This is a genomic window from Novosphingobium fuchskuhlense (assembly GCF_001519075.1).
Taxonomy (GTDB): Bacteria; Pseudomonadota; Alphaproteobacteria; order Sphingomonadales; family Sphingomonadaceae; genus Novosphingobium; species Novosphingobium fuchskuhlense.
In genome coordinates this window covers 610,962-636,298 of record NZ_KQ954244.1, presented here as the reverse complement: position 1 = coordinate 636,298, position 25,337 = coordinate 610,962, and the positions used below count along the sequence as shown (strand labels likewise).

Here is a 25,337-nt window from a genome sequence, read left to right as displayed (position 1 = left end):
TTGGCGAAACTTTGTTGCGCGTCCTTGCCTGCGTCGCTGTATTATGGCACTGCATCACCACATGTCATCATCGACCAGCACTGCCGCAAGGCCTGTCTATCTCAAGCTGCGCGAGCAGATCGCCGCTGCGATTCTGGATGCGACCTTCGCTGAAGGGGCCATGTTGCCATCCGTGCGCGCCTATGCCGCAGCCGAAGGGGCCAATCCGCTCACCGTGGCGAAGGCCTACCAGCAATTCCAGGACGAAGGTCTTGTCGTGGTCCAGCGCGGGGTGGGCATGTTCGTGGCCCCCGGTGCAGCCGAGGCCTTGCGGGCCCGTGAGCGCGAGGCATTTCTGACCACGGAATTGCCCGAGATCAGGGCACGCATGCGACGGCTCCATATCGATCCGGCACAACTGTTTGGCGAGCCGGAGCGGGCCTGAACCGCCCCTTCACGCAATCCCTTGACGTATAACGATTGATAAGTTGCCGCACCGGCAATGGTCTGGCACACTTGCGGCGCTCCAGCGGACCGGGACTCGCCCGGGAGGAGTGTTGTCGGAAGTGCGGACCAAGCCCAAAGGGTGCCCGCACGCTCCGGCTGGTAAGTAGGGGGGATGCGGATGATCCGATCCGAATTGTTGCAGGCGCTTGCCAAACAAAGTCCAGGCATGCGCGGCGAAGAGATCGAGCGCGTGGTCGACGTGTTCTTCGACGAGATTGCAAAGCGTCTGGCTGAAGGTGGGCGTGTCGAACTGCGCGGCTTCGGTGCGTTCTCGACGCGCGAGCGCGACGCCCGCAAGGGCCGCAATCCACGGACCGGCGATTCCGTCGAGGTTCCCGGCAAGCGCGTGCCCTATTTCAAGCCCGGCAAGGATATGCGCCTCCGGCTCAACGCCGAGTAGGTGCCGGACGGCAGGCGCGGCAAGTATTCCGCGACCGGCCATTCCTTCCTGCTTTCTGAAGGCCCCGCGGTCACCGCGCCCGTTGCCGTGCGCGCGGCGCTGTGCCATCGCCGCGTTCCTGACCATCGACGTGCGGACGTGGCGGAATGGTAGACGCAGGGGACTTAAAATCCCTTGAGCTCAGCTCGTGCGGGTTCGAGTCCCGCCGTCCGTACCAGGGGTATCTCGCCGATCCCCATCCACTTGCCGTGAACTCACCTCCCTCCGCCGCTTGTGCGGACGGTTACGCGAACGTAAGGATATCCGTTCGGTCCCGGTTAATATAACCGGCGCAAAGCGTCTGAAAGCTGCAGGGAGGCTGGCCATGGCGGTCATCAAGGGCACGATCAACGCCGATACGCTAAACGGGACTGCGGATGTCGACCAGATCACCGGTCTTGCCGGTATCGACATTCTAAAGGGGCTTGGCGGAAACGACCTGCTTGACGGCGGCGTCGGCAACGACACCATGTACGGCGGCGCGGGGGACGACACCTACATCGTCGATTCCACCGGCGACAAGGTGATCGAACTGACCGGCGAGGGCATCGACCTTGTAAAGGCCAGCGTCAGCTACACGCTTGGCAATTTCATCGAGAACCTGCTGCTCACCGGCACGAGCGCAATCAACGGCACCGGGAACAGTCTGGCGAACACCCTGACCGGCAACACCGGCGCCAACATACTGAAGGGCCTTGATGGCAACGACAGCCTCGATGGCGGGGCCGGTGCGGATCTGCTCGTCGGCGGCAAAGGCATGGACAAGATGACCGGCGGTGCCGGCAACGACAAGTTCGTGTTCGACGACGGTGATTTTTCCAGCAAGACGGCAACCAACGCCGATGTGATCGTCGACTTCACAGCGGGCGACAAGATCGATCTGAGCCTCGTCGATGCGGTGAGCACGGCGACGCCTTACAACCAGCCCGGCGACCAGTCGTTCGTGTTCATCAACCACAACCGCTTCCATATCGAAACGGCGCGCGAGTTGCGCTATGACGTTATCGGCGGAAACACCTACGTCTATGGCAGCGTCAATGGCGATGCGACGGCGGATTTCTGCATCAAGATTCTAGGCGTCCACACGCTGACATCCAGTGACTTCGTTCTTTAGGTTCCGCGCGGGAGGCGCATGATTGCAATGACAGCTTCGGTTCCGGCTTCGCGCCGCGCTGTTCTAGGCGGCCTCGCCGGCGTTGCACTGGCAGGTAGCGTCACGCCAGCAAAGGCTGCGGCCGTGCTTGATCTCGCCAAGTATCGCGGCAAGGTCGTCTACGTCGACTTCTGGGCCTCGTGGTGCGGGCCCTGCAAGCTCTCGTTTCCCTTCATGCAACAGCTTGCCGCGCGTTATCCGGCGAGTGATCTTGCCGTGGTGACGATTAATGTCGATCGCCAGCGCGCCGCTGCCGATGCCTTCATGCGGCAGGTCCGTTCCAACCTCCCTGTGATCTATGATGCGACCGGCGATCTGGCGCAGGCCTGGAAAGTGGCCGACATGCCGACGTCGCTGGTGTTCGATCGCAAGGGCGTGATGCGTTTCCGCCATCAGGGCTTCTTTCCGGGCAAGGTGCGCGAGTACGAGGGCCATGTCGCCCAGCTCGTGCGGGAGGGCTAAGCACTTGCGCCGCCGCCTCCTCGTTCTTGCCCTTCTGCCTCTACTCGGTGCCTGCGCGCACATCGGTGCGCAGCCGTGGGAGCGCGACGTCCTTGCACGCAAATCGATGCAGCTTGCGCGCGAGCCGGCGATCATGGCCTTCGACGAGCACACCTATTTCAGCAAGGAAGCGGCTTCGGGCGGGCGCAGCTTTGATGGCGGGGGCTGCGGGTGCAATTGAACCGTAGCGGTATCGCTGCGGTCCTGGGAGCGCTTGCGGGAACCTTGCTGGGATCGTCGCCGGCCGCGGCTGAGGCAGAGGCTGCTTCGGCAACCAACGCCTATGACCAGAGCGCAAGCGAAGTCGGCTCGGTTGTCGCCGATACCGCGCTGCTCGTCTATCAGGAAGACGACCACCGCGTCCGAGCGATCGAATCGGAAACCGGCCTGACCTGGAACGCGCCGAGCGGCATGATCGTCTCTGGCAAGTTCACCTATGACACGCTGACTGGCGCGACACCCAACGGCGCGATCCGCTCACGCTACGAGCAGACCTTCGTGCCGCCGCGCAAGACGCGCTTCATCGGTGGAGGCCTTGGAATCAATCCTGACACGCATACCGGCGCATCGGGGCGCTACACGGTCGCACCCAACCAGTTGCCGGTGGACAAGGGTTTCAAGGACCACCGCGAGGCCTATGATCTTGGCGTGACCTTTCCGTTGGCAGATGGCTTGAAGCTGAGCGTCGGAGGCGCAGCCTCCTCGGAAACCGATTTCAGCTCCTATTCCGCACGCGCTTCGCTGGCCAAGGACATGTGGGGCAAGAACACGACGCTCTCGCTTGGCTTCAACTATGAACGCGATGGCGTGCGGCCGTTCACCGGTGTGCCCCGTGCGCTGTCCTACATGGGTGATCGCATCGTTGGCGGGGCCAAGGTGAAACAGATCTACAGCCTCGTCGTCGGGGTGACGCAAGTGCTCACCCCGCGTTGGCTGATCCAGCTCAATTACAGCTACGGCGACAGTCGCGGCTATCACACCGATCCCTACAAGATATTCACGCTGGTCGATGTCGATACCGGAGATCCCTTCTTCTATATCTATGAGAAGCGGCCCGACCGGCGCGAGCGCAGCAGCATCTACGGTGCGACCAAGTTCGCACTGGGCTCCGCGGTCACCGACGCTTCCGTGCGCTGGTATCACGACAGCTGGGGCGTCAACGCGATGACCTATGCGGTTTCGGAACACGCGCCGGTCGGCCACGCAGGCTATGTTGAACCGGGCCTCAGGTTCTACCGGCAGACTGCCGCGCGCTTCTTTGCGCCTTACCTCGGCATCGACGTGCCGACCCCGCCTTTCGTGAGTGCGGACAGCCGGCTTTCCCGCTTCCGTGCGTGGACTTTTTCGCTCAAGGCTGGCGCACACCTGACCTCGCGGCTCGAGCTGTATGGTGCGGCAGAGCGCTATGTGCAGGAAGGGCGGCGGTTCGATCGCAGCGCGCCTGGAGTTCTGGCTCAAACCGATCTGTTCAACGGTACCCGTTCGACCAGCCTGATCAGCGGGCTGCGGTATACGTGGCGCTAGCTGACCTGGCATGTTGGGCAAAACTGCAAAACCGGCGGGCGTACACAAGCACCGCTTCACGGCGATGGGCACCCCCTGCGAAGTGCAGGTCGAGACGCGCGACAGCAAGCTCGGTGCGCGGCTCGCGCGGATCGGAGAGGCCGAGGCGCGGCGCATCGAGGAAAAATACACGCGCTACAAGCCGACTGGCGTAGTCTGGTCGATCAACAATGCAGGCGGCCAACCTGTCGAGGTGGACGAAGAAACCGCTGGTCTGCTCGACTACGCCGCGCAGGTCCATGCGCTGAGCGAGGGCCGCTTCGATATAACCTCGGGCGTGCTGCGGCGGGCCTGGAAGTTCGATGGATCGGACCGCGTGCCCGAGCCCCCCGCAGTCGACGCGCTCATGCCGCTGATCGGCTGGCGCAAGGTGGGCTGGGAGCGGCCACGCCTCACCTTGCCACCAGGCATGGAAATCGATCTTGGCGGCATCTGCAAGGAATATGCCGTCGACCGGGCGGCGATGGCGATCCTGGCGGCAGCTGATGCTCCCGTGCTGGTCAATTTCGGTGGCGATCTGCGCACGACGCGCGCCAAGGCGGGCAGTCGTTGGGCCGTGGCCATTGAATCGCTTGATCCCGCCAAGACCTCGGGTGGATTGCTGCAGATCGGGGAGGGGGCTGTCGCGACAAGCGGCGATGCCAAGCGCTTCCTGCTAAAGGATGGCAAGCGCTACAGCCATATCCTCGATCCGCGCACCGGATGGCCGGTCGAAGGTCCGCCCCGCTCGGTAACGGTCGCCGCACGAACTTGTGTGCAGGCTGGCACGCTTTCCACTCTTGCCATGCTGCTAGGGCCGCAGGCCGAGACGTTCCTTAAGGCCGAGAAGGCCGAAGCCTGGGTGCTCTGGTAACCCCACCGACTTACCTTGGGGTAACAACATCTCAAGGATCAGTGCGTTAGAAGCGCTCCTGCACAGCGGAGTGCGCGTTTTGCCGGGATCGCCCGGTGGGGTGCGCAAGAGGAAACACGGCTTGGCACAGGAACAGCAGCTGCCGGGAGAGTCCCGGCAGGAAGAGATCGGTGCGCCACCCGGTTCGGAGCTACGCTCCGCACCGCGCTACGCCGTTCTGATTCGCACTGCCAAGATCATTGCCGACGGGCGCGAGTTTCTCTGCATCATCCGCGATGCCTCCTCGAGCGGCCTCAAGATTCGCTTGTTCTGCGCGCTTCCCCCGTCACGCGAACTGATCCTCGAGATGATGACGGGCGATCGCTATCCGGTTACTCTGGTCTGGCAGAAGGATGACTTCGCCGGGTTGCGGTTTCCCGAGGAAATCGAGGTGGAGAAGCTGCTCGACGAATCCCGCGGGCTGTATCCCAAGCGGCAGGTTCGGCTGCAGATCGTGCTGGGCGGCGTACTGCATTCGGGCGGAGAGGCCGTGCCGGTGGCGTTCCGCAATCTTTCGCAACAGGGAGCCTGCATCGAATCCGAAAAGTGGCTGTTGATGAACGAGTTGGTGCGCATCGATACCGGAGTCACACCGCCGCTCTATGCCAAGGTGCGCTGGCGCAGTCATCCGCGCTACGGCCTGATCTTCGAGCATACCTTCCGGCTCGAGCAGCTGGCGAACATTTCGGCACCGCTCCAGCTCGCGCAGCTGCTCGAGGAGCAGGCCGCCACGGGGGCGCTGCAGCGTCCGGCTGGCGAGGCCTGACGTAGGCCTGTTTTCGCCTTTCCCGCGGCCGTTGTTAACCGTCTCTTATCCATTTTCGTTCACTTCCGTTGCCAAGGCATGAACGCATCAGCGGGAGCAAGTGATGGGTAACGGTTTCACGGGTCTTCAGGGGGACAGCAGCGAGGTTCAGGTCGATGTCGCGATCATCGGCGCGGGGCCTGCCGGGCTGACGGCCGGCTACCTCCTCTCCAAGCAGGGCCTCAAGGTCGCGATCATCGAGAAGGATACTCGCTACGTCGGCGGCATCAGCCGCACCGTGGAGCACGAAGGCTACCGCTTCGATATCGGCGGCCACCGCTTCTTCTCGAAGTCGCAGCAGGTCGTCGACCTGTGGAACGAGATCCTGCCGGACGACTTCATCCAGCGCCCGCGCATGAGCCGCATCTACTATGAGGGCAAGTTCTACTCCTATCCGCTGCGCGCGTTCGAGGCGCTGCGCAACCTCGGCATCTGGCGCTCGACCACCTGCATGGCGAGCTATGCGTGGACGAAGCTGTTCCCGATCAAGGAGGTGAAGAGCTTCGAGGACTGGACCAGCAACCAGTTCGGCAAGAAGCTTTATTCGATCTTCTTCAAGACCTACACCGAGAAGGTCTGGGGTATGCCCTGCAACGAGATGAGCGCGGACTGGGCCGCGCAGCGCATCAAGGGGCTCTCACTCGGCGCTGCGGTTTTCGATGGCCTCAAGCGCAGCCTCGGGCTCAACAAGCGCCCGAACGACGGCATGCAGACCAAGACCCTGCTCGAAACCTTCCGCTATCCGCGCCAGGGCCCGGGCATGATGTGGGAAGCCGCGCGCGACAAGATCGTCGCTGCCGGCAGCCTTGTCCTCATGGGCCATGCGATGAAGCAGCTTGCCAGTGATGGCCAGGGCGGCTGGCGCCTTTCGGCGACGCGGGCCGAGGATGGCGGCGAGACGGTGATCCGTGCCCGCCACGCGATCAGCTCCGCACCGATGCGCGAGCTTGCCGCGCGCCTGCACCCGCTGCCGCAATCGACGCTGGAGGCAAGCCGCCTCAAGTACCGCGACTTCCTGACCGTGGCGCTGAAGATCCGGTCCGAGGACCTGTTCCCTGACAACTGGATCTACATCCACGACAGCAAGGTCCGCGTCGGCCGCGTGCAGAACTTCCGCTCGTGGTCGCCCGAAATGGTGCCCGATGAGAGCGTGGCCTGTGTCGGTCTCGAATACTTCTGCTTCGAAGGCGACGACCTCTGGGCCTCGAGCGACGAGGACCTGATCAAGCTGGCGACGAAGGAAATGGACATCCTCGGCCTGGTCGATCCCGCCAAGGTGATCGGCGGCGCGGTCGTCCGGCAGGAAAAGGCCTATCCGGTCTATGATGACGAATACGCCGCCAACGTCGCCGCGATGCGCGCCGAACTCGAAGCCAGCCATCCGACGCTGCATCTTGTCGGCCGCAACGGCATGCACCGCTACAACAACCAGGATCACGCGATGATGACCGCGATGCTCACGGTCGAGAACATCCTCGCCGGCCACCGCGTCTACGACATCTGGTGCGTGAACGAAGACGCCGAGTATCACGAGGCTGGCGACGAGGGCGCGCAGAACTCGATCCCCGCCCGCGCCGTGAGCGAGGACCAGGCCGCCGCGCTGAACTCGCTGCGCGATGTGCCGACCCGGATCGTCGACGACGTTGCCGCCAAGGTCGATGCCAAGGTCGAGGGCAAGGACCGCGCTGCAGCCTGACCAAGGCGCCCCCCCCTTACGTGATGTCCCGCTAGACAGGATCAGTCCGTGACCGTGCTCGATATCGCCCCCTTCAACCGCATCCGCCAGATCGTGCTGGTGCGCTATGTCCTCGCCAGCGTGGGTGCGCTGGCGGTGGACATGGGTACGTTCCTTGCCCTCCTCTCCGCCGGGGTTCCTCCTGTCGCTGCGTCGGCCACGGGGTATGCCATCGGGATCATGGTTCACTGGATCCTTTCGAGCCGGAAGGTGTTTGCCGATCAGGTGGCCGAGAGCGGCATCGAACGGACCAAGCAGAAGGCGATGTTCGTCGTCTCGGCGCTCATCGGGCTTGGCATCACCACGCTGATTGTCGGTGGGGCCACGGCTGCGGGCCTCGATCCGCGCGGCGCCAAGCTGTGCGCCATCGTGGTCAGCTTTGCGGTGACATGGCTTCTTCGCAAGCGCGTGGTGTTCCGCTGATGGCAACGCTCTATGCCGGCGGTGAGGCCGCCTCGCCGCAGACCGTATCGGTGACCGATCCAGCCAAGGGGCCGTTCACCCGGGTGCTGATCGCCTGGGCGCTGCTGGCGCTGACAATGGTACTGGTCAATTTCAAGCTGATCGCCGCGCTGCGCTTCACCGATCCGGATGACGCTCTGCGCTTGCTGCAGGTGCGCGATCTGCTTGCCGGGCAATCGTGGTTCGATGTCCACCAGTATCGCATTGCCGCGCCGGAAGGCGTGCCGATGCACTGGTCGCGGCTTGTCGATATTCCGATTGCCGGATTGATCCTGCTGCTGCGCCCGCTGCTGGGCACGGCAGGGGCCGAATTCGTCACCGTGGTCACGGTGCCGCTCCTTACGCTGCTCTGCGGCATGGCGCTGCTTGGCCGCCTTGCCGCGCGCTGGTTCAACGATGAAGTCGTGGCGATGTCGTGCCTGATGATCGGGCTTTCTCCGCCGATCCTGTGCCAGTTCACCCCGATGCGCATCGATCACCACGGCTGGCAGATCGTGCTCGCGCTCGTCGCGCTGAGTGGGCTCCATGCGAAGGATGCGCTGAAGGGCGGAGCCGTGATCGGCGCGGCGCTGGCCGCGCTGCTGGCGATTTCGATCGAGGGCCTGCCGCTCACCGCGTTATTCCTGGGCATTTGCGCGCTGCGCGGCCTGCGTATGCCGTCGAGCCGCTTCGACTGGCTCCATGCTGCAACGCTGGGCCTCGCGCTCGGCAGCTGCGTGATCTTCCTGACGACCCGCGGCACGTATGATCTCATCACGCATTGCGATGCGATCTCGCCGGTCCACCTCGCGCTCTTCGCATGGGTTGCAGCCGGCGCGGCTGCGCTTCGTTTCGCCACGCCGCGCACACTCACCGGCCAGATCGCCGGGCTTGGCGTGATGGGCGCAGGTGCGGCCGCAATCCTGTTCGGCATTGCGCCCGAATGCCGCGGCGGTGCCTTCGTGATGCTCGATCCTCTGGTCAAGCGCTACTGGTACGATTCGGTCGCGGAAGGCATGCCCTTCTGGCACACGTCCGCCCCGATGGCGGCTGCGATCGTCGCTGGACCACTGGTCGGGCTCTACGGTGTCTATCGTCTGTGGCGCGATGCCAAGGACGCGCCCACGCGTCTTTTGTGGCTCGATCACATGCTCCTGCTTGCCGGTGCCTGGCTGATCGGCGTGGCGGTGGCGCGCGCTTCGGCGACTGCGCTCGTCTTTGCGGCCGTGCCTGCTGCTGCGCTGATCCTCGGCTGGGTCTACAAGCTGCGCAGCGTGCCGATCCTCCCGCGCCTCGGCGGCTATGCCCTCGTGGTCTCGCTGCTAGCGCCGGGACTGCCGGTGGTCATGGCGATGGCCGCAGTCAAGCCGGTCTTGGCGAATTCGGCAACAGGTGGCGCGGTGCAGTCCGTCGCCGGCATCAATGTGGGCGCGATGAGCATTTCCAGGTGCCGCTATGACGTGGCCGGCGCGGCGCTGAACAGGCTGCCCGCGACCGATATCTTCGCCCCGCTCGATATCGGGCCTGATCTGATCGTGAAATCACACGACCGGGTGGTCGCCACCGGCCACCATCGCGGCGCTGCCGGCATGCATGACGTGATTGCCACCTTCATGGCCCCGGCGGAGGAAGCCCATTCGCTGATCCGCAAGCGCCACGCCACGCTGATTGCGGTCTGCCCGGATATTTATGAACCGGCCGTCTACGCCGCACGGGCGCCAGAGGGCCTGATGGCGCAGCTGCTCCACCGCAAGCCGCCCGCTTGGCTCCAGCCGGTGGATATCGCCCCCGGCTCGCATATCCGGTTCTGGAAGGTGCTGAACTGATTCAGGGCAGGCTTTGAGCCGGTTCGCGCAGGGTTACCCAGATCGGCGCGTGATCGCTGGCCTTCTCTCGCCCGCGATAGGCCTTGTCGACACCGGCACCAACCAGCCGATCGGCGAGTTCGGGTGACAGCAGGGCGTGATCGATGCGGAAACCGTGGTCGCGCTGCCACGCGCCTGCCTGATAATCCCAGAATGTCCACAGGCCGCCACGCGGATGGTGCAGATCGAGCGCGTCAGTCCAGCCGTCATTGAGGAGGCGGCGATAGGCATCGCGGGATTCGGGCTGCATCAATGCGTCGCTAGCCATGGCCCGCACATCCCACACGTCCTTGTCCTCGGGGATCACGTTGTAATCGCCGATGACCAGCGCGGGGACTTCCTCTGCCGCGATTTCCGCCATGCGGCGGCGCAGACGCTCCATCCAGCGCAGCTTGTAATCGAACTTGGGGCCTGGCTGCGGATTGCCGTTGGGCAGGTAGATGCAGACCACGCGCAAGCCGAAGACATCGGCCTCGAGATAGCGCGAGTGCTCATCCTCCGGTTCTCCGGCCAGCCCGCGCTGTATCTCGACCGGCCTGGTGCCGTCGGCAAGGATGGCGACGCCATTGAAGCCCTTCTGCCCGTGCCAGATCGCGTGATAGCCGATCTTTTCGAACTCGACGGCCGGGAAGTCGGCGTCCTGCGTCTTGATTTCCTGCAGGCAGGCAACGCTGGGGCGCGTCTCCTCCAGCCATTCCAGAAGCCGGGGCAGCCGCGCCTTGATCCCGTTGATGTTGAAGGATGCAACCTTGATCGTCACACCGAAAAGCTCGCGCCGCAGCCGCAGCCCGAGGCCGCTTGCGGATTGGTGACGCGGAAAGCAGCACCGCCGAGCGACTCGATATATTCGACCGTCGCGCCCGCGATCAGATCGAGGCTCATCGCATCGACCAGCAGGCGCACGCCATCGGTTTCGGCAACGAGGTCGTCCGCCTCGGGCTCGCCTCCCATCTCGAACTTGTACTGGAAGCCGGAGCAGCCGCCGCCTTCCACCGCAAGGCGCAGCACAGCGGGCCGGTTCTGCTTGGCAGCAATCGCGGCAACGCGTGCCGCCGCGCTGGGGGCGAGCGTTACACCGGCAAGGGCCGGCTCATGGGTGAGCGAGGTCATGTCACCAAGATAGGGCGCTTGGGGCGCCGGCTCAAGTCAGGCCGTCTGAATGTACTCGCGCAGTGCCTCGGCTTCCGCCTCGATCCGGTCGATGCGGAACTTCACGAGATCGCCGATCGAGACGAAGCCGACCATCCGCCCGTTATCCAGCACCGGAAGGTGGCGAATGCGCCGCCGCGTCATCAGCGCCAGCGCCTCGAGTGCGCTCTGATCCGGTGAGACCGAGATCACGGGTGCTGTCATCACATCGCGCACCTGCATCTGCAGCGCGGCAGCTCCGTGTGTCTTCAGCGCGTAGAGCACATCGCGTTCGGAAAAGATTCCGGCAATCTCCTTGCCCGAATCCTTGACCGGCAAAGCCCCGATGCGGCGTGTGGCCAGAGTTTCAACAGCGTCGGCAACGAGATCATCGGCATGGCAGTGCCACACCTCTCCCGAGCGGCCGGCGATCAACAGCGCGATCGACATGGCATCCTCCTTCCTCCCTTCCGGGAGGTCACGCTTGTGCGGCAAGTCGTTCCAATGCTTGCCGATTCGCAGATCATGCCACCAAAGGGCAGGCGGGGAAAGCGATTGCCTTGGCCCGGCCAGCGGCGCATGGAAAAGCGCATGACCAATCCGGTGCGCCCATCTCCGCTCGATGATCCGGACTACGCCGCATTCGCGTGGGGCCGCTATTTCCGCGTGATGCGCTGGATGGGCCTCTTGACCCTCGTGGTGATCGCACTGGCGCTGGCCTACCTTTACGAGACCGTCGGCCTGGTCTCGATCCACCTCTATATCGCGGCCGTGCTGGGCATCGGCCTCACGATGATGCTGATGGCCGCGCTGATGGGCCTCGTTTTCCTTTCGAGCGGCACCGGGCACGACGAAGCCGTTGACAACGGCCTCGAACAGCACGTCGAGGAATGGTGGAGTTAGGCGATCATTCTGGCGGGGTGAGCCGATATTCCTCCACCGGCACGCCGCCGATCACGTGCTCCTGGATGATCCGCTCCAGCACCGCCGGGGTGCACGAATGGTACCAGACGTTATCCGGATAGACGAGCGCGACCGGGCCTGCCGCGCAGACGCGCAAGCAACCCACCTTGTTGCGCAGCACACCCTGCGGCCCGCCAAGTTTGAGTTCGCCCAGACGCCGCTTGAGGAAATTCCACGCTTCATCGCCCGCTTCGCGCGGGGCGCACTTGTCCTTGTCCGGCCCGGCACAAAGCAGGATATGCCGCTGCGGCGCGAAACCGCCGAGCCCCGCCACGGCCTGCCGGGCGAGCGTGATCTCGTCGGGCACTACCTGATCAGCCATGCATCCAGCCTTCCGCGCAGATCAGCGGCGATCGGCTGCGGCCTCTCGCCATCGGTGAAAACGATGGTGACATGCGCGGTCGCCACCGGACGGCCATCCTGCAGCAGAAGTTGCCGCAGGCTCCAACTGCTGCGCCCGCCAGGGAGCGCGCCGACGCAGCATTCGAGGCCTGCCGGGTAATACGCCTGCGCGAGGTAATCGATGGTCACATTGGCGACCATGAAACGGGCGCCATCTGTGTTCTTCGGCATGCCGACAGCCGTGATGAAGCGCAGCCGCGCATCCTCGAAGACCGCAGCCATGGCCACGTTGTTGATGTGCCCGTTGGGATCGAGATCGGCAAACCGCGTGGTGACGGCATTGGCGAAAGGGTAGCGCGCAGGGTCGAGCAACGCGGGATCAGGTCTCGCCATGCTTGGCCCCTAGCACGCCAGAAAAGACGAGATCAGCCTTTCCGGCCGACGATTCGAGTGATTTCTGCCGCTACCAGCTTCTCCACCATCGGCGGCAGGTTGCGATCAAGCCATTCGGCCAGGGCCGGACGCAGCATCTCGCGAACCAGGCTTTCCAGCGAAGTCTCGCCGGAGCGGACTATCTGGGGTGTGGCGCCGGGCGACGAGAGCATCGCCAGCGCGGCCAGCGAATCGCGCATCGATGCTGTTGCCTCTTCAGCGAGGAGTGGTGCTACCTCGTCCTCTTCGACTTCGACGTCCTGCTGGCTTCGTGCGCGCTCCTCGCCGAGAATCTGCGCGGCGACTTCGCTGAGGTCGAGCACATCGGCTGGAAACGCTGCAGGCCGGCCTTCGCTGCGTTGGGCGGGACGGGCGGCGACGCGTGGAGCGGGAGCGACGTCCGCTGCCGCATCGCGGCGGCTGCGTTCACGCGCGGCGTCCGCGCGATTGTCCCGCGCGATCACCTTCTTGATCGATTCAAGGATTTCCTCGACCGAAGGTTCGGAAGCCTGCCGCATCATGATCCCCACACAACTCCACTGGCCGAATCACACGACCACCCCACACGCCTGTACCATTACGGCACGGTTTGTGCAGGAATTGTTGCAGTTTGCGCCGGAGTGTCAACCGTGCGGGTTGACTTGGGCTGTGCCGGGGCATCGAGTGCCCAGTCGAACACGCGCCCTCGCACCCGGCGATAGTTGACCTCGGGGTCATAGAGCGAGGCAGCATCGAAGCCGAGATCGGCCGCCCGCGCCTTGCCCATGGCGGCAAGGAGGTTGAACGCGGCGACATAGGCATTGCGGCGCGCGGCCACTAGCCCGACCTGCGCGCGCAGCAATTCCTGCTCGGCATCGAGGATGTTGAGGATCGTGCGATTACCCACGGTGTTTTCCGCGCGCACCCCTTCAAGGCTCAGCGCTGCGGCATCGACCGCGGTCTGGTTGAGCGCGATCACGTCGTTCGCCGCGCGCCACTGGGTGAAGGCAGAGCGGACGTTGGCGATCACGAGTCGCTCGGCGCTGATTTCCTGCTCCTGCGCGGCACTTGCGGTCGCCTGAGCCTGACGCTGGCGGGCGGCGGGAAGGCCGCCCTGGAACAGCGGGATCGAGATGCGCGCACCAGCCTGTGCCGTTGTCTGGCTCTGCACGAAGCTGCCGCTGCCCGCACCGCCGCCAAGCGAGTTGAAGTAGGTCGAATACTCGCCCGAGGAGTAGAGCGAGACCGTCGGCAGACGGCCTGCTCCGGCGGCCTTGGCGTCGTAACCCGCTGCTTTGGCGCGCTGGCGCGCGGCTTCAAGGTCGGGGTTGCTGTCGAGCGCGACCTGGACAGCCTCGTCCGGCGTGGTCGGTAGCCCGGCAAGCGGCGGCGGCGGCTGTAAATCGGCCGGAACCTGCCCGACGATCTGGATATAGCGCTCGCGGCTCGCGACCAGCGCGGCTTCGGCGCTGCGCAGATCGGCGCGGGCAAGGGCGAGGCGCGAATTGGACTGCGCGACATCGGTCCGTGTCACGTCGCCGATCTCGAATCGGTCGGTCGTGGCCTTGAGGTTGACTTCAAGCACCTGGACGTTGTTGCGGTTGAGCCCGACAGTAGCGGTATCCCGGATCACGTCCATGTAGGCGGCGACGACCTGGCTGAACACGCCGGCTTCGGTGCCGCGCAGGCCCGCCTGTCCGGCTTCGACGCGGATTTTGGCGGCAGCGAGCGAATTTTTTACGGCCCCGCCCGAATAGATCGGCACGCTGAGCTGGGGATCGACGGTGAGCAGGCGCTGGGGCGCGAGAAAGGAGTTGGGCCCCTGCTTGAGGAACTCCGTGTAGGTCGCTGTCCCATTCAGGCTGGGCAGGCCCGGCGCGCGGGCAATCTGCACGCCTTCGTCGGTCGCGCGCTGGCTCGCCCGAGCGGCTGCCAGATCGGGATTGGTGGCGTAGGCTGCGGCCAGCGCACCTTGCAGATCATCCGCGCGAACCGGTGCGGTTGCCGTGGCAACGGCGATCGCAGCGAGCGCAGACGCAGCGCGAATGAGCCGGATCATGGTGCTCAGAAGCTCCACTTCGGCTTTGCCACAAACGTGGCAAGTGCTGCGAAGTCGGCTTCTGCCAGCACGGTCAGCGCCAGCGCGCCGGCGACCTTGCGGCCAAGGGCAAGGCGGGTGACGCCGCGCTCGACCACACCGGTGACGAGGCGACCTTCCTCCGTCAGCACATGGGCCAGGGCGGCGGGCATATCCTCGATTGCGCCATCGACGAGCACCAGCGTGTGCTGGCCGGCACCTGCCCAGTCTCCCGATGCTGCCACCAGCGTGACCTTGGCGGCCAGCTGCGCGGCCAGCGCGGCAAGGTAGCCGCCGGGATTCCCGATCACGAGCACACTGTCCTCGGCAGCAGGTTCAGCTGCGATCAGCATCTGGCCATACGTGAGGGCGGGCGAAAGCACGGCGCCATCGCCAAGTGCCACGGCGCGATCGGCATAGGCCACCGCGCGGCGCGCTTCGGGCAGGAAGTCTTCACGCGGCACGGCCAGGAAGGCGGCAAGAATGTCTGGGTCGTTGATCCCGCTCACGCGCAGCTGGCTGTCGATCATCGCGCGGCGTGCAGCCTCGCTGCCGGCATCTGCAATGTTCGCGCGTTCTTCCACTACCGTCATGAAATCCCTCACTTGCGGGGCCGGACGGCGCCGCCGGGCCAGCCTTTGCAATCTAGACCGAAGGCCGCACCGTTTTCAGCGACCAAATCAAGCCAAGGCCTTAGAATATCGTGTTCGGCCCGCCAAGCGCTTTGCATGACGCTGGTCGATGGCTAAACGGCAGTTCATCGATAGGGACCTGCACGAGAGCGGGTGAAAGACAGCGCAAAGGAACGAGCGATGGCAGAGATGACAACGATCCGGGAGGAAGACCTCATCGAGAGCGTGGCCGATGCGCTGCAATACATCAGCTACTTCCACCCCATGGACTACATCCGCGCGCTGGGCGAGGCTTATAAGGCGGAAGCGGGCCCGGCGGCAAAAGACGCCATCGCCCAGATCCTGACGAACAGCCGCATGTGCGCCGAAGGCCATCGGCCGATCTGCCAGGATACGGGCATCGTCAACGTGTTCGTGAAGTGGGGCCAGGATTGCCGCCTCGAAAGCGACAAGAGCCTTCAGGAGGTCGTCGATGAAGGCGTACGCCGGGCCTATCTCGATCCCGATAACAAGCTGCGCGCCTCGGTGCTGGCGGACCCCGCCTTCACCCGCCGCAACACGAAGGACAACACGCCCTGCGTCCTCCACGTCGAGATGGTGAAGGGCAGCAAGGTCTCGGTCGATGTCGCGGCCAAGGGCGGCGGCAGCGAGAACAAGTCCAAGTTCAAGATGATGAACCCCAGCGATTCTATCGTTGACTGGGTGCTGGAAATGCTGCCGCAGATGGGCGCGGGCTGGTGCCCGCCGGGCATGCTCGGCATCGGCATCGGCGGCACGGCGGAGCACTGCATGCTGCTCGCCAAGCAGGCGCTGATGGAGCCGATCGACATGGCCCAGCTGAAGCTGCGCGGGCCGCAGACCGATATCGAGGCGCTGCGGATCGAGATCTTCGACAAGGTCAACGCGCTCGGCATCGGTGCGCAGGGCCTCGGCGGGCTTTCTACGATCCTCGATGTCAAAATCATGGATGCGCCGTGCCACGCGGCGGGCAAGCCGGTGGCGATGATCCCCAATTGCGCTGCTACCCGCCACGCGCACTTCACGCTCGATGGTTCGGGCCCCGCATTCCTTGAAGCGCCAAAGCTCGATGAATGGCCCGACGTGCATTGGACGCCCGACGTCGCCGCCAAGCGAGTCAACCTCGATACGCTGACGGCTGAGGACGTGCAGAGCTGGAAGCAGGGCGACCGCCTGCTGCTCAACGGCAGGATGCTCACCGGCCGCGATGCCGCGCACAAGCGGATTGCCGACATGCTCGCCAAGGGCGAGGAGCTGCCGGTCGATTTCAAGGGCCGGGTGATCTACTATGTCGGCCCGGTCGATCCGGTGCGCGAAGAAGTCGTTGGCCCCGCCGGTCCCACTACCGCGACGCGCATGGACAAGTTTTCGGATACGATGCTGAATCTCGGCCTGCTTGCCTCGGTCGGCAAGGCGGAGCGCGGCGTGGCGGCGACGGAGTCCATCGCCAAGCACAAGTCGGCGTATCTCATGGCGGTGGGCGGCGCTGCCTATCTCGTCAGCCGCGCGATCAAGCAGTCGAAGGTCGTCGGCTTTGCCGATCTCGGCATGGAGGCGATCTACGAATTCACTGTGGAGGACATGCCGGTGACGGTCGCGGTCGATTCGACCGGGCAGAACGTGCACCAGCTTGCCCCGCTGGTGTGGAAGAAGAAAATCGCCGACGAGGGGTTGCTGCCGGCCTGACGACTGGTTGCGGCACCAGCACGCTCCCCCGCCCGGCCACCCACGAGAGTACCCTGAATGGGTGGCCGGGCGGGGGAGCGGGCTGGTGCCGCCTCGAAGTGCGCTCTTCCGCGTGCTTCGCGAACAATCGACCAACGGCCAACCGGGGTCGACCGTCCGGCTGGCGCGTTGGCACGCTTTGGGCCTAGAAGCATGCCAATGGCCACGCTTCCTGCCGACATCGCCGCCGAAAGACCGCACGTGCCCGCGCGGGCCGTGTTCCTGTCCGCGGCGGCGCTGTGGCTCACCTATTTCCTGCTGATCACCTTGCGCGGCATCGTGGTCGATCTGGGCGAGTTCAATGAACTGCTGTGGCGCCGTGCGGTCGTCACGCTCGCGGGCATCGCCGTCACGTTGCTGGCCTGGCCCGTGTTGCGGCGGTTCGATGGGCGCGGCAACGGCGTGCGCATTGCTGCGGCGCTGATCATCATGCTGCCGGCCGCGCTGGCGCTCGCGGCCATCAACCAGCAGTGCTTCGCGCCGGTCGAGAAGAAGCTGATCGAACGGGAAGCGCGCGCGGCGCAGGCGCAGGCCGAGGCAGCGGCCAAAGCGATCCGCGATGCCAAGGGTGCCTTGCCTGACGCGATGCCGCCCGACCCGCCGATGCCGACTGTGCGGGTGCGGCATGACGTTTCGGGCAATGTGCTGATCGATGTGGCGGACCCCCCGCTACCGCCGAGCGCCCCGCCAGCGCTGCCAGCGCCGCCCGCCCCTCCTGCCCCGCCGCGCGGGGCCAAGGCCCCGTCAGCACTGCCTGACGACGGTACGGAGGATCCCGACAGCGACAGCGATGAAGAGGCCGTGATTTCCGCGCCTGGCGGTGTCGCGATCATCAAGCGCAGCGATGGCTCGGCCGAAGTGCGAGTTGGCGCGCGGCGGATCATCACCGACGCCGACCATGCCGATGAACTGGCCGACGAAATGGACGAAGCGCAGCGGGAAGTCGCCGAGGCGCAGCGCGAGATGCAGCGGGCGCGCAAGGAGGCCCAGCAGTCTGCGGCGCAGGCGCGCCTTGCGGGGATCGATGCGGTCCGCTGGAACGTGCTGCGCGGCCTTGCCGACGCGGGCCTGATTGCGGAGAAGGACGTCCCGCCCGCGCCCGCCGGCCCGGTGGGCGCGGCCGTCAAGGAGGTCCGCGCGCGCGGCGCAAAGGACCACAAGGCGGGTCCACGCCAGCCTCGGCCTGCCACTGCCCCCTTCGTAAGCGGTGCGCCTGCGAGCGTGTCTACCCCCATGCCCAATCCGTCGCTTGTAACGAAGGTGAGCGGATCGCCATCCCCGGTCCCCGCCGCGACGGACAGTGACAGCCAGCTCCACAGTGCGATCATCAGCAAGATGGTGGAGGATGAGGGCCTGTGGAAGCAGCTCACTGATGTCGCGCTCGGCCGCTATTTCCTGCTGATCGCATGGGCCGGGCTCTATATCGCGCTCGGTAATGCCGAGATGGCGCGTGCCTCCGAACGGCGCGAGGGAGAATACAGGCGTGCGGCCAAGGCGGCCGAGCTTCGGAGCTTGCGCTATCAGGTCAATCCGCACTTCCTGTTCAACACGCTGAACTCGCTCTCCGCTCTGGTGATGGTCGGTCGCACCGAGCAGGCGGAAAAGATGATCCAGACGATATCCACCTTCTATCGCCACAGCCTTGCCGGCGATCCCACTGCCGATGTCGCGCTGGCAGACGAGATCGCGCTGCAGCGGCATTATCTGGAAATCGAGGCGGTGCGGTTTCCGGAGCGGCTCGCCTGCGAGTTCGATGTGCCTGAAGGGCTGGAAAACGCCTGCGTGCCGGGCATGATCCTGCAGCCGCTGGTGGAAAACTCGATCAAGTACGGCGTCTCGGCGAGCACCCGGCCCGTCACCATCCGCATCGCCGCGCAGGAAGCCGGCGGCAAACTCGTGCTTACCGTCGCCGATGATGGCCCGGGCAAGACCAGTGCCAATGGCGGAACCGGGATCGGCCTCGAAAACGTTCGCAATCGCCTTGCCGCCCGCTTCGGCGACGAGGCTCGGGTGGAAAGCGCCAGCCTGCCGGCAGGTGGCTATGCCACGGTGCTCACGATCCCGCTGGTGCGGTCGGGCTGCGATTAGGACTGGAGGGCAAATGCGCACTTTGATCGTCGATGATGAACCCCTCGCAGTAGAGCGCATGCAGATCCTTTGCGCACGCATTCCGGCGCTCCATGTCGTCGGCACCGCTAGCGATGGCGCAGCCGCGTTGCGCCTGTGCGAGGCGCTGTCGCCCGAACTCGTGCTGCTTGATATGACGATGCCCGAAGTCGATGGCCTCGGGGTCGCGCGTGGCCTTTCACGGATGTCGCCGCGTCCCGGGGTGATCTTCGTGACCGCGCACGATCACTTCGCGGTCGAGGCGTTCGACCTCGATGCGGTGGACTATGTCCTCAAGCCTGTGGCACAGGACCGCCTCGAGCGCGCGGTAGACCGGGCTCTGGTGCGTCGTGACACGGCCGCCCCCGCAGAAGCCGCGCCTGCCGAAAGCCCGTGGATCGAGGAATTCTGGGTCCCCCACCGCAGCGAACTGATCCGCATCGCCGCAGGCGACATCGACCGCATTGACGCCGAGCGCGACTATGTGCGGCTCCATGTGGGAGCCCGCAGCTACCTCCTCCTCCACACCATCCAGCGCCTCGAAGACCGGCTGGACCCCGAACGCTTCATCCGCCTGCATCGCTCCACGATCATCCGGCGGGACCGTATCGCGGGGCTGAAGCACGACGGCCTCGGGGTGTGGTCGGCGCAGCTGGCGGATGGCGAACTGCTGCGGATCGGGCGGACCTATCTCGCCAAAGCCAAGGCCATGGCGGGGCGCTAGCTTCGCTTTCAGGCGCGTTTTCGGGCGCGCCTTCAGGCTCGCGGCGCGATCCGCCGATAGCTCAGCGCTTCAGCGACATGAACCCGCCCCACTGTCTCCGCGCCTGCCAGATCGGCAATCGTGCGCGCCACGCGCAGCATGCGGGTATAGCCGCGCGCGGAGAGCCGCATCGCCTCCGCCGCCTGGGCCAGCAGCTTGCGTCCCGGCTCGTCCGGCGTGGCGTGGCGTTCGAGGAGGTCGCCCTCAAGTTCCGCATTGGTGCGCCGCCCGCTGCCGTCCAGCCTTGCCGTCTGCACTCGCCGCGCCGCCGCCACGCGCGCGGCGACTGCGTCCGAGCCTTCGGCGGGCGGCGGCAGGGCTAGGTCTGCCGCGGAGACGGGATCGACTTCGACATGGAGATCGATGCGGTCGAGCAGCGGGCCCGAAACCTTGGATTGATAATCCCCCGCACAGCGCGGCGCGCGGCTGCAGCCTAATGCGGGATCACCCAGATGCCCGCAGCGGCACGGGTTCATGGCCGCGATCAGCTGCACCCGCGCCGGGAAGGTCACATGCGCATTGGCGCGTGCAACCGTCACTTCGCCCGTCTCCAGCGGCTGCCGCAACGAATCAAGCACCGCGCGCTGGAACTCGGGCAACTCGTCAAGGAACAGAACGCCCAGATGCGCCAGGCTCACCTCGCCGGGCCGCACTTTCAGACCGCCACCGGTCAGCGCCGCCATCGAGGCGGAATGGTGTGGGCTGCGAAACGGCCGCGCCCGGCTGATCCGCCCTTCCTCAAGCAGACCGGCCACCGATGCCACGAGCGAGGTTTCGAGCGCTTCGGCGGGCGTCAACTCCGGCAGAATCCCGGGCAGACATGAAGCCATCAGCGATTTGCCCGCGCCGGGCGGGCCGATCATCAGCAGGTTGTGGCCACCGGCCGCCGCGATCTCGAGTGCGCGCTTGGCGGTTTCCTGGCCCTTGACCTGCCTGAGGTCCGCTCTCCGCTCGGGCGGAGCCACTTCGCCAGGGTCTGGCACGGGCAGTCGCAGCGTGCCTTTCAGGTGATTGAGCAGGCTGATCAGATCGGGTGCGGCGACGATCTCCACCCCGCTGGCCCAGCGCGCTTCCGCGCCCTGCCCGGCGGGGCAGATCAGCCCCTTCTCGATCCCGCTGGCATGAAGCGCGGCCAGTAGCACGCCCGGGCTTGCGATCACGCGGCCATCCAGAGCCAGCTCGCCAACCGCCACGAATTCGGCAATCGCTTCGAGATCGACCACGCCCATCGCCGCCAGCAACGCCAGGGCGATCGGCAGGTCATAATGCGAGCCCTCCTTCGGCAGGTCTGCCGGCGAGAGGTTCACCGTGATGCGCTTGGGTGGCAGTGCCAATCCCAGCGCGGCGAGAGCGGAATGCACGCGTTCGCGGCTTTCGCCCACGGCCTTGTCGGGCAGGCCGACGACGCGAAAGGCGGGCAGCCCTGGCGCGATCTGGCACTGCACTTCCACGGCCCGTGCCTCCAGTCCCAGATAGGCAACCGTGGATACCAGCGCGACCATGTCAGACCCCAGATAGACAACCTAGCCTAAGGCTCCGTATAAATACAGCATAGGGGCTGTCCGCCGATCTCGCCAATTTGGAGGAGAAAGGCGTAAAACTCGATTTACCGCGTTTCACTGGAAAAGCGGAAATCAAACGGCGATTATGGTTTTACCATGAAGCGAATCATCTGGCTCCTGCTGCTAAGCCTCGCCAGTGCGGCCTCGGTTACCGAGCCAGCTGTCGCGCAGGCCAGCCCGCAACAAGTGGTGACGCGGACGATTGTCGATTCTCACGGCACCACCTGGACCGAAGTCACCACAACCCAGACCGTGGTGGAAGAGCCGCTGAGCGAGCGTGTCGCCAATGCGATTGCCGGCCTGCCTCGCTTCGGTCCTTTTGCCGTGATCGATTCGTCGGTCGCGGCGCTCGTTGGCGAAATCGATGCGGACTCTCCCGCTGCGTTCATCGCCATGCTCAAGGCCCATCCCGGCATCCGCAAGCTCGAACTGATCGAATGTCCCGGCACGGTTGACGACGGTGCGAACCTCAAGGTGGGGCGCCTGATCCGCTCGCAGGGCCTCGCCACCGAAGTGCCGTCTGTCGGGTCGGTGCGCTCGGGCGGGTTGGAGATATTCCTTGCGGGGACGACCCGTTACGCCGCGCCCGACGCACAGTTCGGTGTCCATGCCTGGAAGGACGAGGACGGCCATCAACCGAGCGATTTCGCGCCCGATGCGCCTGCCAACAAGGCCTACCTCGATTACTACCGCGAGATGGGGCTCAGCGCCGTGGAGGCAGAAGGGCTCTACACCCTGTCCAATTCGGTACCGAACGAGAAAATGCTCTGGCTGCACACCAAGGACATCGTCCCCTTTGTGGCGTTGGAGCAGCCGCAGCCTTAGTGTGCCGCTCCCCAGCTTGAGCCGGTCCCGATTTCGACACCGAGCGGAACTGTGAGCTTCACAGCCGGCTCGGCCGCTTGGGCCATTACCGCTTCGATCACCGGCCGCGCCGACGCGATATCGGCCTCGGGCAGTTCAAACACCAGTTCGTCGTGAACCTGCAACAGCATCCGCACGTGACCTAGGCCGGCCTCGGCAAGCGCGGGGCCCATTCGCGCCATCGCGCGCTTGATGATGTCGGCGCTGGTGCCTTGGATCGGGGCGTTGATCGCGGCGCGCTCGCTGCCCTGCCGCTCGGCTTGGTTTTTCGAATTGATCCTGGGGAACCACGTCTTGCGGCCGAACAGCGTTTCCGAATAGCCATGCGCGCGGACGCTTTCGAGCGTCTCGTGGATATAGCGCTGGATGCCGGGGAAGCGTTCGAAGTAGCGGTCGATCATGGCCTGCGCCTCTTCCGCCGTCACGCCGAGCCGGCCGGCAAGGCCCCAGCGGCTGATGCCATAGAGGATGGCGAAGTTGATCGTCTTGGCCCGCCCGCGCGTATCGCGGTCCACCGTGCCGAACAGTTCGCGCGCGGTGCGCGCGTGAATGTCCTCGCCGGCTGCGAAAGCCTCTTTCAGTGCGGGGACATCGGCCATGTGCGCGGCAAGGCGCAGCTCGATCTGGCTATAGTCTGCCGCCAGCAGGACATTTCCCGGCTCGGCAACGAAAGCCTCGCGGATCTGTCGGCCGATCTCGGTGCGGATGGGGATGTTCTGGAGGTTGGGATCATTGGAGGAAAGCCGCCCCGTCTGCGCGCCGACCAGGCTGTAGCTGGTGTGGACGCGGCCCGTCGCCGGGTTGATCGCGGCTTGCAGCGCATCGGTATAGGTCGATTTGAGCTTCGAGAGCTGGCGCCATTCGAGCACCAGGGTCGCCACTTCGGCCCCTTGCGCAGCAAGCCCTTCAAGCACCGACTGGTCGGTGGAGTACTGCCCGGTCTTGCCCTTCTTCCCGCCCTTGTAGCCCAGCTTGTCGAACAGGATCTCGCCCAGCTGCTTGGGGCTGCCAATGGTGAAGGGCTGTCCGGCCTTCTCATGGATCACCGTTTCCAGCCGTGCGATGGTTTCGGCAAACTGCGATGACAGCGCCGCCAGCCGTTCGCGGTCGACGCGGATGCCGGCACGCTCCATGCCCGCGACCACTGGCACCAGCGGCCGGTCGACCCGTTCGTAGATGCGCGTGCCGCCCTCCTCGGCAAGCCGTGGGCTGAGCAGCCGGTGCAGCCGCCAGGTGACTTCGGCATCCTCGGCGGCATAGCGGGTCGCATCTGCGAGCGGCACTTCGGCGAAGGAAATCGCCTTCTTGCCGGTGCCGCAGACATCCTTGAAGGCAATCGTGGTGTGGCCGAGCAGGCGCTCCGCGAGTTCGTCCATGCCATGCCCGCCCACACCGGCTTCGCTGCGTCCGGCATCGAGGCAGAAGCTCATCACCATGGTATCGTCGATGGGGCCGACGGTGATCCCGTACCGGGCGAGTACGTTGAGATCGTACTTGATGTTCTGTCCGATCTTGAGGACCGCGTCGCTTTCCAGCAGCGGTTTCAGCAGCGCCAGCGCTGCCTCGCGCGGGGCCTGCACGGGTGCTTCGGCAAACATGTCGCTGCCGCGGTGTCCGAGCGGGATGTAGCAGGCATCGCCCGGGCCAAGCGCGAGACTCACGCCGACAAGGTCAGCCTGCATGGCATCGAGCGCGCTGGTTTCCGTATCGACCGCCACGACGCGCGCAGCCTGCGCCCGCGCGGCCCATGCGGCGATATCCTCCAGCGTCTGCAGGCAGCGATAGCCGCCGGTGTCGATAGCCGGCCATTCGGGAAGGTTCTGGCGCGTCTCTGCCGCGCCGCCGGGTGCTGCTGGCGCACCGGATGCCGCTGGCGCTTCGACCGGCGCGGTGCCCAGCTTGCGCAGCAGGCTGGTGAAGCCATGCTCGGCAAGGAACGCGGCAAGCGGATCGGGCGGGATCGCGGTCAATTCGAACGAATCAAGTGGCAGCGGCAGGGGGCAATCTTCCTTCAGCTGGACGAGCTGACGCGAAAGCCGCGCCATGTCGGCCTGCTCGATCAGGCTATCGCGCAGCTTTCCGGCCTTCATCGCCGGCGCGGCGGCCAGCGCGCCTTCGAGCGTACCGTGCTCCTGGATCAGCTTTGTCGCGGTCTTTGGGCCGATGCCGCGAATACCCGGCACGTTGTCCACCGCATCGCCCATCAGCGCCAGAACGTCGCCGACCCGCTCCGGCTCCACACCGAACTTCTCCATCACCTCGGGCAGGTCGATGCGCTGGTTCTTCATCGTGTCGAGCATGTCGATATAGCCACCACCCGGGTAGGGCCGACCGACAAGCTGCATCAGGTCCTTGTCGGACGAGACGACGGTGACGTTCCAGCCACGCTCCGCCGCGGCGAGCGAATAGGAGGCGATCAGGTCGTCGGCTTCCAGCCCCTCCTCCTCGATACAGGCCAGGCTGAACGCGCGCGTTGCATCGCGGATCAGCGGAAACTGCGGGACAAGGTCCTCGGGTGGGGGCGGACGGTTGGCCTTGTACTGGTCGTAGAGCGCGTTGCGAAAGGTGATCGAGCCCTTGTCGAGGATCACCGCGAGATGGGTTGGCCCGTCCGCCTTGTGCAGGTCCTCGGCCAGTTTCCACAGCATCGTGGTATAGCCATAGACGGCACCCACCGGGACACCCGCTGGATTGGTCAGTGGTGGAAGGCGGTGATAGGCTCTGAAGATATAGGCCGAACCGTCGATCAGATAGAGGTGGCGCTTGGCCGTTTCGGGCGACGCCGACTGCGACGGGGCGGGCTGTGAGATGGTGTCCATGCATGCCGTGGTAGCGCCTGGGGCGCACCAGCGGAAGCGCTTCGCGT

Annotated in this window: 26 protein-coding genes and 1 tRNA gene; 17 read left to right on the top strand and 10 right to left on the bottom strand. The window is 65.2% G+C overall.

Annotation, left to right across the window (positions count from 1 at the left end):
* Nucleotides 1-61: 61 nt before the first annotated feature.
* The 12 genes from AQZ52_RS02815 (at nt 62) to AQZ52_RS02760 (ending at nt 9,841) form a co-directional block, all read left to right on the top strand.
* Nucleotides 62-424, top strand: coding sequence for a GntR family transcriptional regulator (locus AQZ52_RS02815; RefSeq protein ID WP_240481421.1), 363 nt, complete (start codon nt 62-64; stop codon nt 422-424).
* Between the two features lie 180 nt (nt 425-604).
* The gene (locus AQZ52_RS02810) at nt 605-886 is read left to right on the top strand and encodes an integration host factor subunit beta (protein WP_067909296.1); all 282 of its coding nucleotides are present in this window, start codon (nt 605-607) and stop codon (nt 884-886) included.
* Between the two features lie 132 nt (nt 887-1,018).
* Nucleotides 1,019-1,103: transfer RNA gene (locus tag AQZ52_RS02805), tRNA-Leu, on the top strand.
* Nucleotides 1,104-1,250: 147 nt separating this feature from the next.
* Nucleotides 1,251-2,039, top strand: a complete 789-nt coding sequence (locus tag AQZ52_RS02800; RefSeq protein WP_067906402.1) for a calcium-binding protein — start codon at nt 1,251-1,253, stop codon at nt 2,037-2,039.
* Nucleotides 2,040-2,057: 18 nt separating this feature from the next.
* On the top strand, nt 2,058-2,540 hold the full coding sequence (locus AQZ52_RS02795; RefSeq protein ID WP_082697513.1) for a TlpA disulfide reductase family protein: 483 nt from the start codon (nt 2,058-2,060) through the stop codon (nt 2,538-2,540).
* A gap of 4 nt (nt 2,541-2,544) precedes the next feature.
* Nucleotides 2,545-2,760 (top strand): DUF4266 domain-containing protein, encoded by a 216-nt coding sequence (locus AQZ52_RS02790; protein ID WP_067906400.1) that lies wholly within the window; start codon nt 2,545-2,547, stop codon nt 2,758-2,760.
* A 44-nt stretch (nt 2,761-2,804) separates the two neighbouring features.
* On the top strand, nt 2,805-4,103 hold the full coding sequence (locus tag AQZ52_RS02785) for a DUF3570 domain-containing protein (protein ID WP_067906399.1): 1,299 nt from the start codon (nt 2,805-2,807) through the stop codon (nt 4,101-4,103).
* Nucleotides 4,104-4,113: 10 nt separating this feature from the next.
* The gene (locus tag AQZ52_RS02780; RefSeq protein WP_067906398.1) at nt 4,114-4,995 is read left to right on the top strand and encodes an FAD:protein FMN transferase; all 882 of its coding nucleotides are present in this window, start codon (nt 4,114-4,116) and stop codon (nt 4,993-4,995) included.
* 70 nt (nt 4,996-5,065) lie between these two features.
* The gene (locus tag AQZ52_RS02775) at nt 5,066-5,800 is read left to right on the top strand and encodes a PilZ domain-containing protein (RefSeq protein WP_205626409.1); all 735 of its coding nucleotides are present in this window, start codon (nt 5,066-5,068) and stop codon (nt 5,798-5,800) included.
* Nucleotides 5,801-5,903: 103 nt separating this feature from the next.
* Nucleotides 5,904-7,535: an NAD(P)/FAD-dependent oxidoreductase gene (locus tag AQZ52_RS02770; RefSeq protein ID WP_067906397.1), complete on the top strand. Its 1,632-nt coding sequence runs from the start codon at nt 5,904-5,906 to the stop codon at nt 7,533-7,535.
* A gap of 48 nt (nt 7,536-7,583) precedes the next feature.
* Nucleotides 7,584-7,997 (top strand): GtrA family protein, encoded by a 414-nt coding sequence (locus AQZ52_RS02765; RefSeq protein ID WP_067906396.1) that lies wholly within the window; start codon nt 7,584-7,586, stop codon nt 7,995-7,997.
* Entirely contained in the window at nt 7,997-9,841 is a 1,845-nt protein-coding gene (locus AQZ52_RS02760; RefSeq protein WP_240481420.1) for a hypothetical protein, read from the top strand. Before AQZ52_RS02765 ends, AQZ52_RS02760 begins: the two co-directional genes overlap by 1 nt.
* A 1-nt stretch (nt 9,842) precedes the next feature.
* Here the strand turns inward: AQZ52_RS02760 and xth are convergent, their stop codons facing one another.
* The 3 genes from xth to AQZ52_RS02745 are packed head-to-tail and all read right to left on the bottom strand — an operon-like array spanning nt 9,843 to nt 11,458.
* Nucleotides 9,843-10,634 carry an exodeoxyribonuclease III gene (gene xth, locus AQZ52_RS02755; protein WP_067909290.1) on the bottom strand — a complete coding sequence of 264 codons (792 nt, stop codon included), beginning with the start codon at nt 10,632-10,634 and terminating at the stop codon, nt 9,843-9,845.
* A gap of 2 nt (nt 10,635-10,636) precedes the next feature.
* Nucleotides 10,637-10,990: a HesB/IscA family protein gene (locus AQZ52_RS02750; protein WP_067906395.1), complete on the bottom strand. Its 354-nt coding sequence runs from the start codon at nt 10,988-10,990 to the stop codon at nt 10,637-10,639.
* Nucleotides 10,991-11,026: 36 nt separating this feature from the next.
* Nucleotides 11,027-11,458 carry a CBS domain-containing protein gene (locus AQZ52_RS02745; RefSeq protein WP_067906394.1) on the bottom strand — a complete coding sequence of 144 codons (432 nt, stop codon included), beginning with the start codon at nt 11,456-11,458 and terminating at the stop codon, nt 11,027-11,029.
* A 141-nt stretch (nt 11,459-11,599) separates the two neighbouring features.
* Between AQZ52_RS02745 and AQZ52_RS02740 the strand changes: the two genes are divergently transcribed.
* A complete protein-coding gene (locus AQZ52_RS02740; RefSeq protein ID WP_156424760.1) occupies nt 11,600-11,911 on the top strand; it encodes a hypothetical protein in 312 nt (103 codons plus the stop codon).
* 4 nt (nt 11,912-11,915) lie between these two features.
* Here AQZ52_RS02740 and AQZ52_RS02735 read toward each other — a convergent pair whose 3' ends face one another.
* The 5 genes from AQZ52_RS02735 to AQZ52_RS02720 are packed head-to-tail and all read right to left on the bottom strand — an operon-like array spanning nt 11,916 to nt 15,394.
* A complete protein-coding gene (locus AQZ52_RS02735) occupies nt 11,916-12,293 on the bottom strand; it encodes a (2Fe-2S) ferredoxin domain-containing protein (protein WP_067906392.1) in 378 nt (125 codons plus the stop codon).
* Nucleotides 12,278-12,706: an acyl-CoA thioesterase gene (locus AQZ52_RS18020; protein WP_082697511.1), complete on the bottom strand. Its 429-nt coding sequence runs from the start codon at nt 12,704-12,706 to the stop codon at nt 12,278-12,280. The genes AQZ52_RS02735 and AQZ52_RS18020 overlap by 16 nt, the downstream gene beginning before the upstream one ends.
* 32 nt (nt 12,707-12,738) lie before the next feature.
* Nucleotides 12,739-13,263: a DUF2497 domain-containing protein gene (locus tag AQZ52_RS02730; RefSeq protein WP_067909287.1), complete on the bottom strand. Its 525-nt coding sequence runs from the start codon at nt 13,261-13,263 to the stop codon at nt 12,739-12,741.
* A gap of 59 nt (nt 13,264-13,322) precedes the next feature.
* Nucleotides 13,323-14,783, bottom strand: a complete 1,461-nt coding sequence (locus tag AQZ52_RS02725; protein ID WP_067909285.1) for a TolC family outer membrane protein — start codon at nt 14,781-14,783, stop codon at nt 13,323-13,325.
* A gap of 5 nt (nt 14,784-14,788) precedes the next feature.
* Nucleotides 14,789-15,394 carry a protein-L-isoaspartate O-methyltransferase family protein gene (locus AQZ52_RS02720; protein WP_067906391.1) on the bottom strand — a complete coding sequence of 202 codons (606 nt, stop codon included), beginning with the start codon at nt 15,392-15,394 and terminating at the stop codon, nt 14,789-14,791.
* A gap of 219 nt (nt 15,395-15,613) precedes the next feature.
* On the opposite strand from AQZ52_RS02720, the gene AQZ52_RS02715 reads away from it, so the two are divergent.
* From AQZ52_RS02715 to AQZ52_RS02705, 3 genes are all read left to right on the top strand, one after another.
* Nucleotides 15,614-17,137 (top strand): fumarate hydratase, encoded by a 1,524-nt coding sequence (locus AQZ52_RS02715; RefSeq protein ID WP_067906390.1) that lies wholly within the window; start codon nt 15,614-15,616, stop codon nt 17,135-17,137.
* Between the two features lie 198 nt (nt 17,138-17,335).
* On the top strand, nt 17,336-19,264 hold the full coding sequence (locus AQZ52_RS19280) for a histidine kinase (protein WP_420806441.1): 1,929 nt from the start codon (nt 17,336-17,338) through the stop codon (nt 19,262-19,264).
* A 13-nt stretch (nt 19,265-19,277) separates the two neighbouring features.
* Complete coding sequence (locus AQZ52_RS02705) at nt 19,278-20,006, top strand: LytR/AlgR family response regulator transcription factor (RefSeq protein WP_067906389.1); 729 nt, start codon at nt 19,278-19,280, stop codon at nt 20,004-20,006.
* Nucleotides 20,007-20,038: 32 nt separating this feature from the next.
* On the opposite strand, the gene AQZ52_RS02700 is transcribed toward AQZ52_RS02705, so the two are convergent.
* Nucleotides 20,039-21,547, bottom strand: coding sequence for a YifB family Mg chelatase-like AAA ATPase (locus AQZ52_RS02700; RefSeq protein WP_067906388.1), 1,509 nt, complete (start codon nt 21,545-21,547; stop codon nt 20,039-20,041).
* Nucleotides 21,548-21,703: 156 nt separating this feature from the next.
* Here AQZ52_RS02700 and AQZ52_RS02695 point away from each other — a divergent pair, with 156 nt between their 5' ends.
* A complete protein-coding gene (locus tag AQZ52_RS02695; RefSeq protein ID WP_240481419.1) occupies nt 21,704-22,432 on the top strand; it encodes a hypothetical protein in 729 nt (242 codons plus the stop codon).
* Here AQZ52_RS02695 and polA read toward each other — a convergent pair.
* Nucleotides 22,429-25,290, bottom strand: a complete 2,862-nt coding sequence (gene polA / locus AQZ52_RS02690; RefSeq protein ID WP_067906387.1) for a DNA polymerase I — start codon at nt 25,288-25,290, stop codon at nt 22,429-22,431. The two genes, AQZ52_RS02695 and polA, sit on opposite strands and share 4 nt — an antisense overlap.
* Nucleotides 25,291-25,337 lie beyond the last annotated feature (47 nt).

Bases quoted from the DNA above. Each gene is read 5' to 3' on its own strand.
- AQZ52_RS02815 (WP_240481421.1), top strand. From the start codon at position 62: ATGTCATCATCGACCAGCACTGCCGCAAGGCCTGTCTATCTCAAGCTG.
- AQZ52_RS02810 (WP_067909296.1), top strand. From the start codon at position 605: ATGATCCGATCCGAATTGTTGCAGGCGCTTGCCAAACAAAGTCCAGGC.
- AQZ52_RS02800 (WP_067906402.1), top strand. From the start codon at position 1,251: ATGGCGGTCATCAAGGGCACGATCAACGCCGATACGCTAAACGGGACT.
- AQZ52_RS02795 (WP_082697513.1), top strand. From the start codon at position 2,058: ATGATTGCAATGACAGCTTCGGTTCCGGCTTCGCGCCGCGCTGTTCTA.
- AQZ52_RS02780 (WP_067906398.1), top strand. From the start codon at position 4,114: ATGTTGGGCAAAACTGCAAAACCGGCGGGCGTACACAAGCACCGCTTC.
- AQZ52_RS02770 (WP_067906397.1), top strand. From the start codon at position 5,904: ATGGGTAACGGTTTCACGGGTCTTCAGGGGGACAGCAGCGAGGTTCAG.
- AQZ52_RS02760 (WP_240481420.1), top strand. From the start codon at position 7,997: ATGGCAACGCTCTATGCCGGCGGTGAGGCCGCCTCGCCGCAGACCGTA.
- AQZ52_RS02750 (WP_067906395.1), bottom strand. From the start codon at position 10,990: ATGACCTCGCTCACCCATGAGCCGGCCCTTGCCGGTGTAACGCTCGCC.
- AQZ52_RS02745 (WP_067906394.1), bottom strand. From the start codon at position 11,458: ATGTCGATCGCGCTGTTGATCGCCGGCCGCTCGGGAGAGGTGTGGCAC.
- AQZ52_RS02740 (WP_156424760.1), top strand. From the start codon at position 11,600: ATGACCAATCCGGTGCGCCCATCTCCGCTCGATGATCCGGACTACGCC.
- AQZ52_RS02735 (WP_067906392.1), bottom strand. From the start codon at position 12,293: ATGGCTGATCAGGTAGTGCCCGACGAGATCACGCTCGCCCGGCAGGCC.
- AQZ52_RS18020 (WP_082697511.1), bottom strand. From the start codon at position 12,706: ATGGCGAGACCTGATCCCGCGTTGCTCGACCCTGCGCGCTACCCTTTC.
- AQZ52_RS02730 (WP_067909287.1), bottom strand. From the start codon at position 13,263: ATGCGGCAGGCTTCCGAACCTTCGGTCGAGGAAATCCTTGAATCGATC.
- AQZ52_RS02725 (WP_067909285.1), bottom strand. From the start codon at position 14,783: ATGATCCGGCTCATTCGCGCTGCGTCTGCGCTCGCTGCGATCGCCGTT.
- AQZ52_RS02720 (WP_067906391.1), bottom strand. From the start codon at position 15,394: ATGACGGTAGTGGAAGAACGCGCGAACATTGCAGATGCCGGCAGCGAG.
- AQZ52_RS02715 (WP_067906390.1), top strand. From the start codon at position 15,614: ATGGCAGAGATGACAACGATCCGGGAGGAAGACCTCATCGAGAGCGTG.
- AQZ52_RS19280 (WP_420806441.1), top strand. From the start codon at position 17,336: ATGGCCACGCTTCCTGCCGACATCGCCGCCGAAAGACCGCACGTGCCC.
- AQZ52_RS02705 (WP_067906389.1), top strand. From the start codon at position 19,278: ATGCGCACTTTGATCGTCGATGATGAACCCCTCGCAGTAGAGCGCATG.
- AQZ52_RS02700 (WP_067906388.1), bottom strand. From the start codon at position 21,547: ATGGTCGCGCTGGTATCCACGGTTGCCTATCTGGGACTGGAGGCACGG.
- AQZ52_RS02695 (WP_240481419.1), top strand. From the start codon at position 21,704: ATGAAGCGAATCATCTGGCTCCTGCTGCTAAGCCTCGCCAGTGCGGCC.
- polA (WP_067906387.1), bottom strand. From the start codon at position 25,290: ATGGACACCATCTCACAGCCCGCCCCGTCGCAGTCGGCGTCGCCCGAA.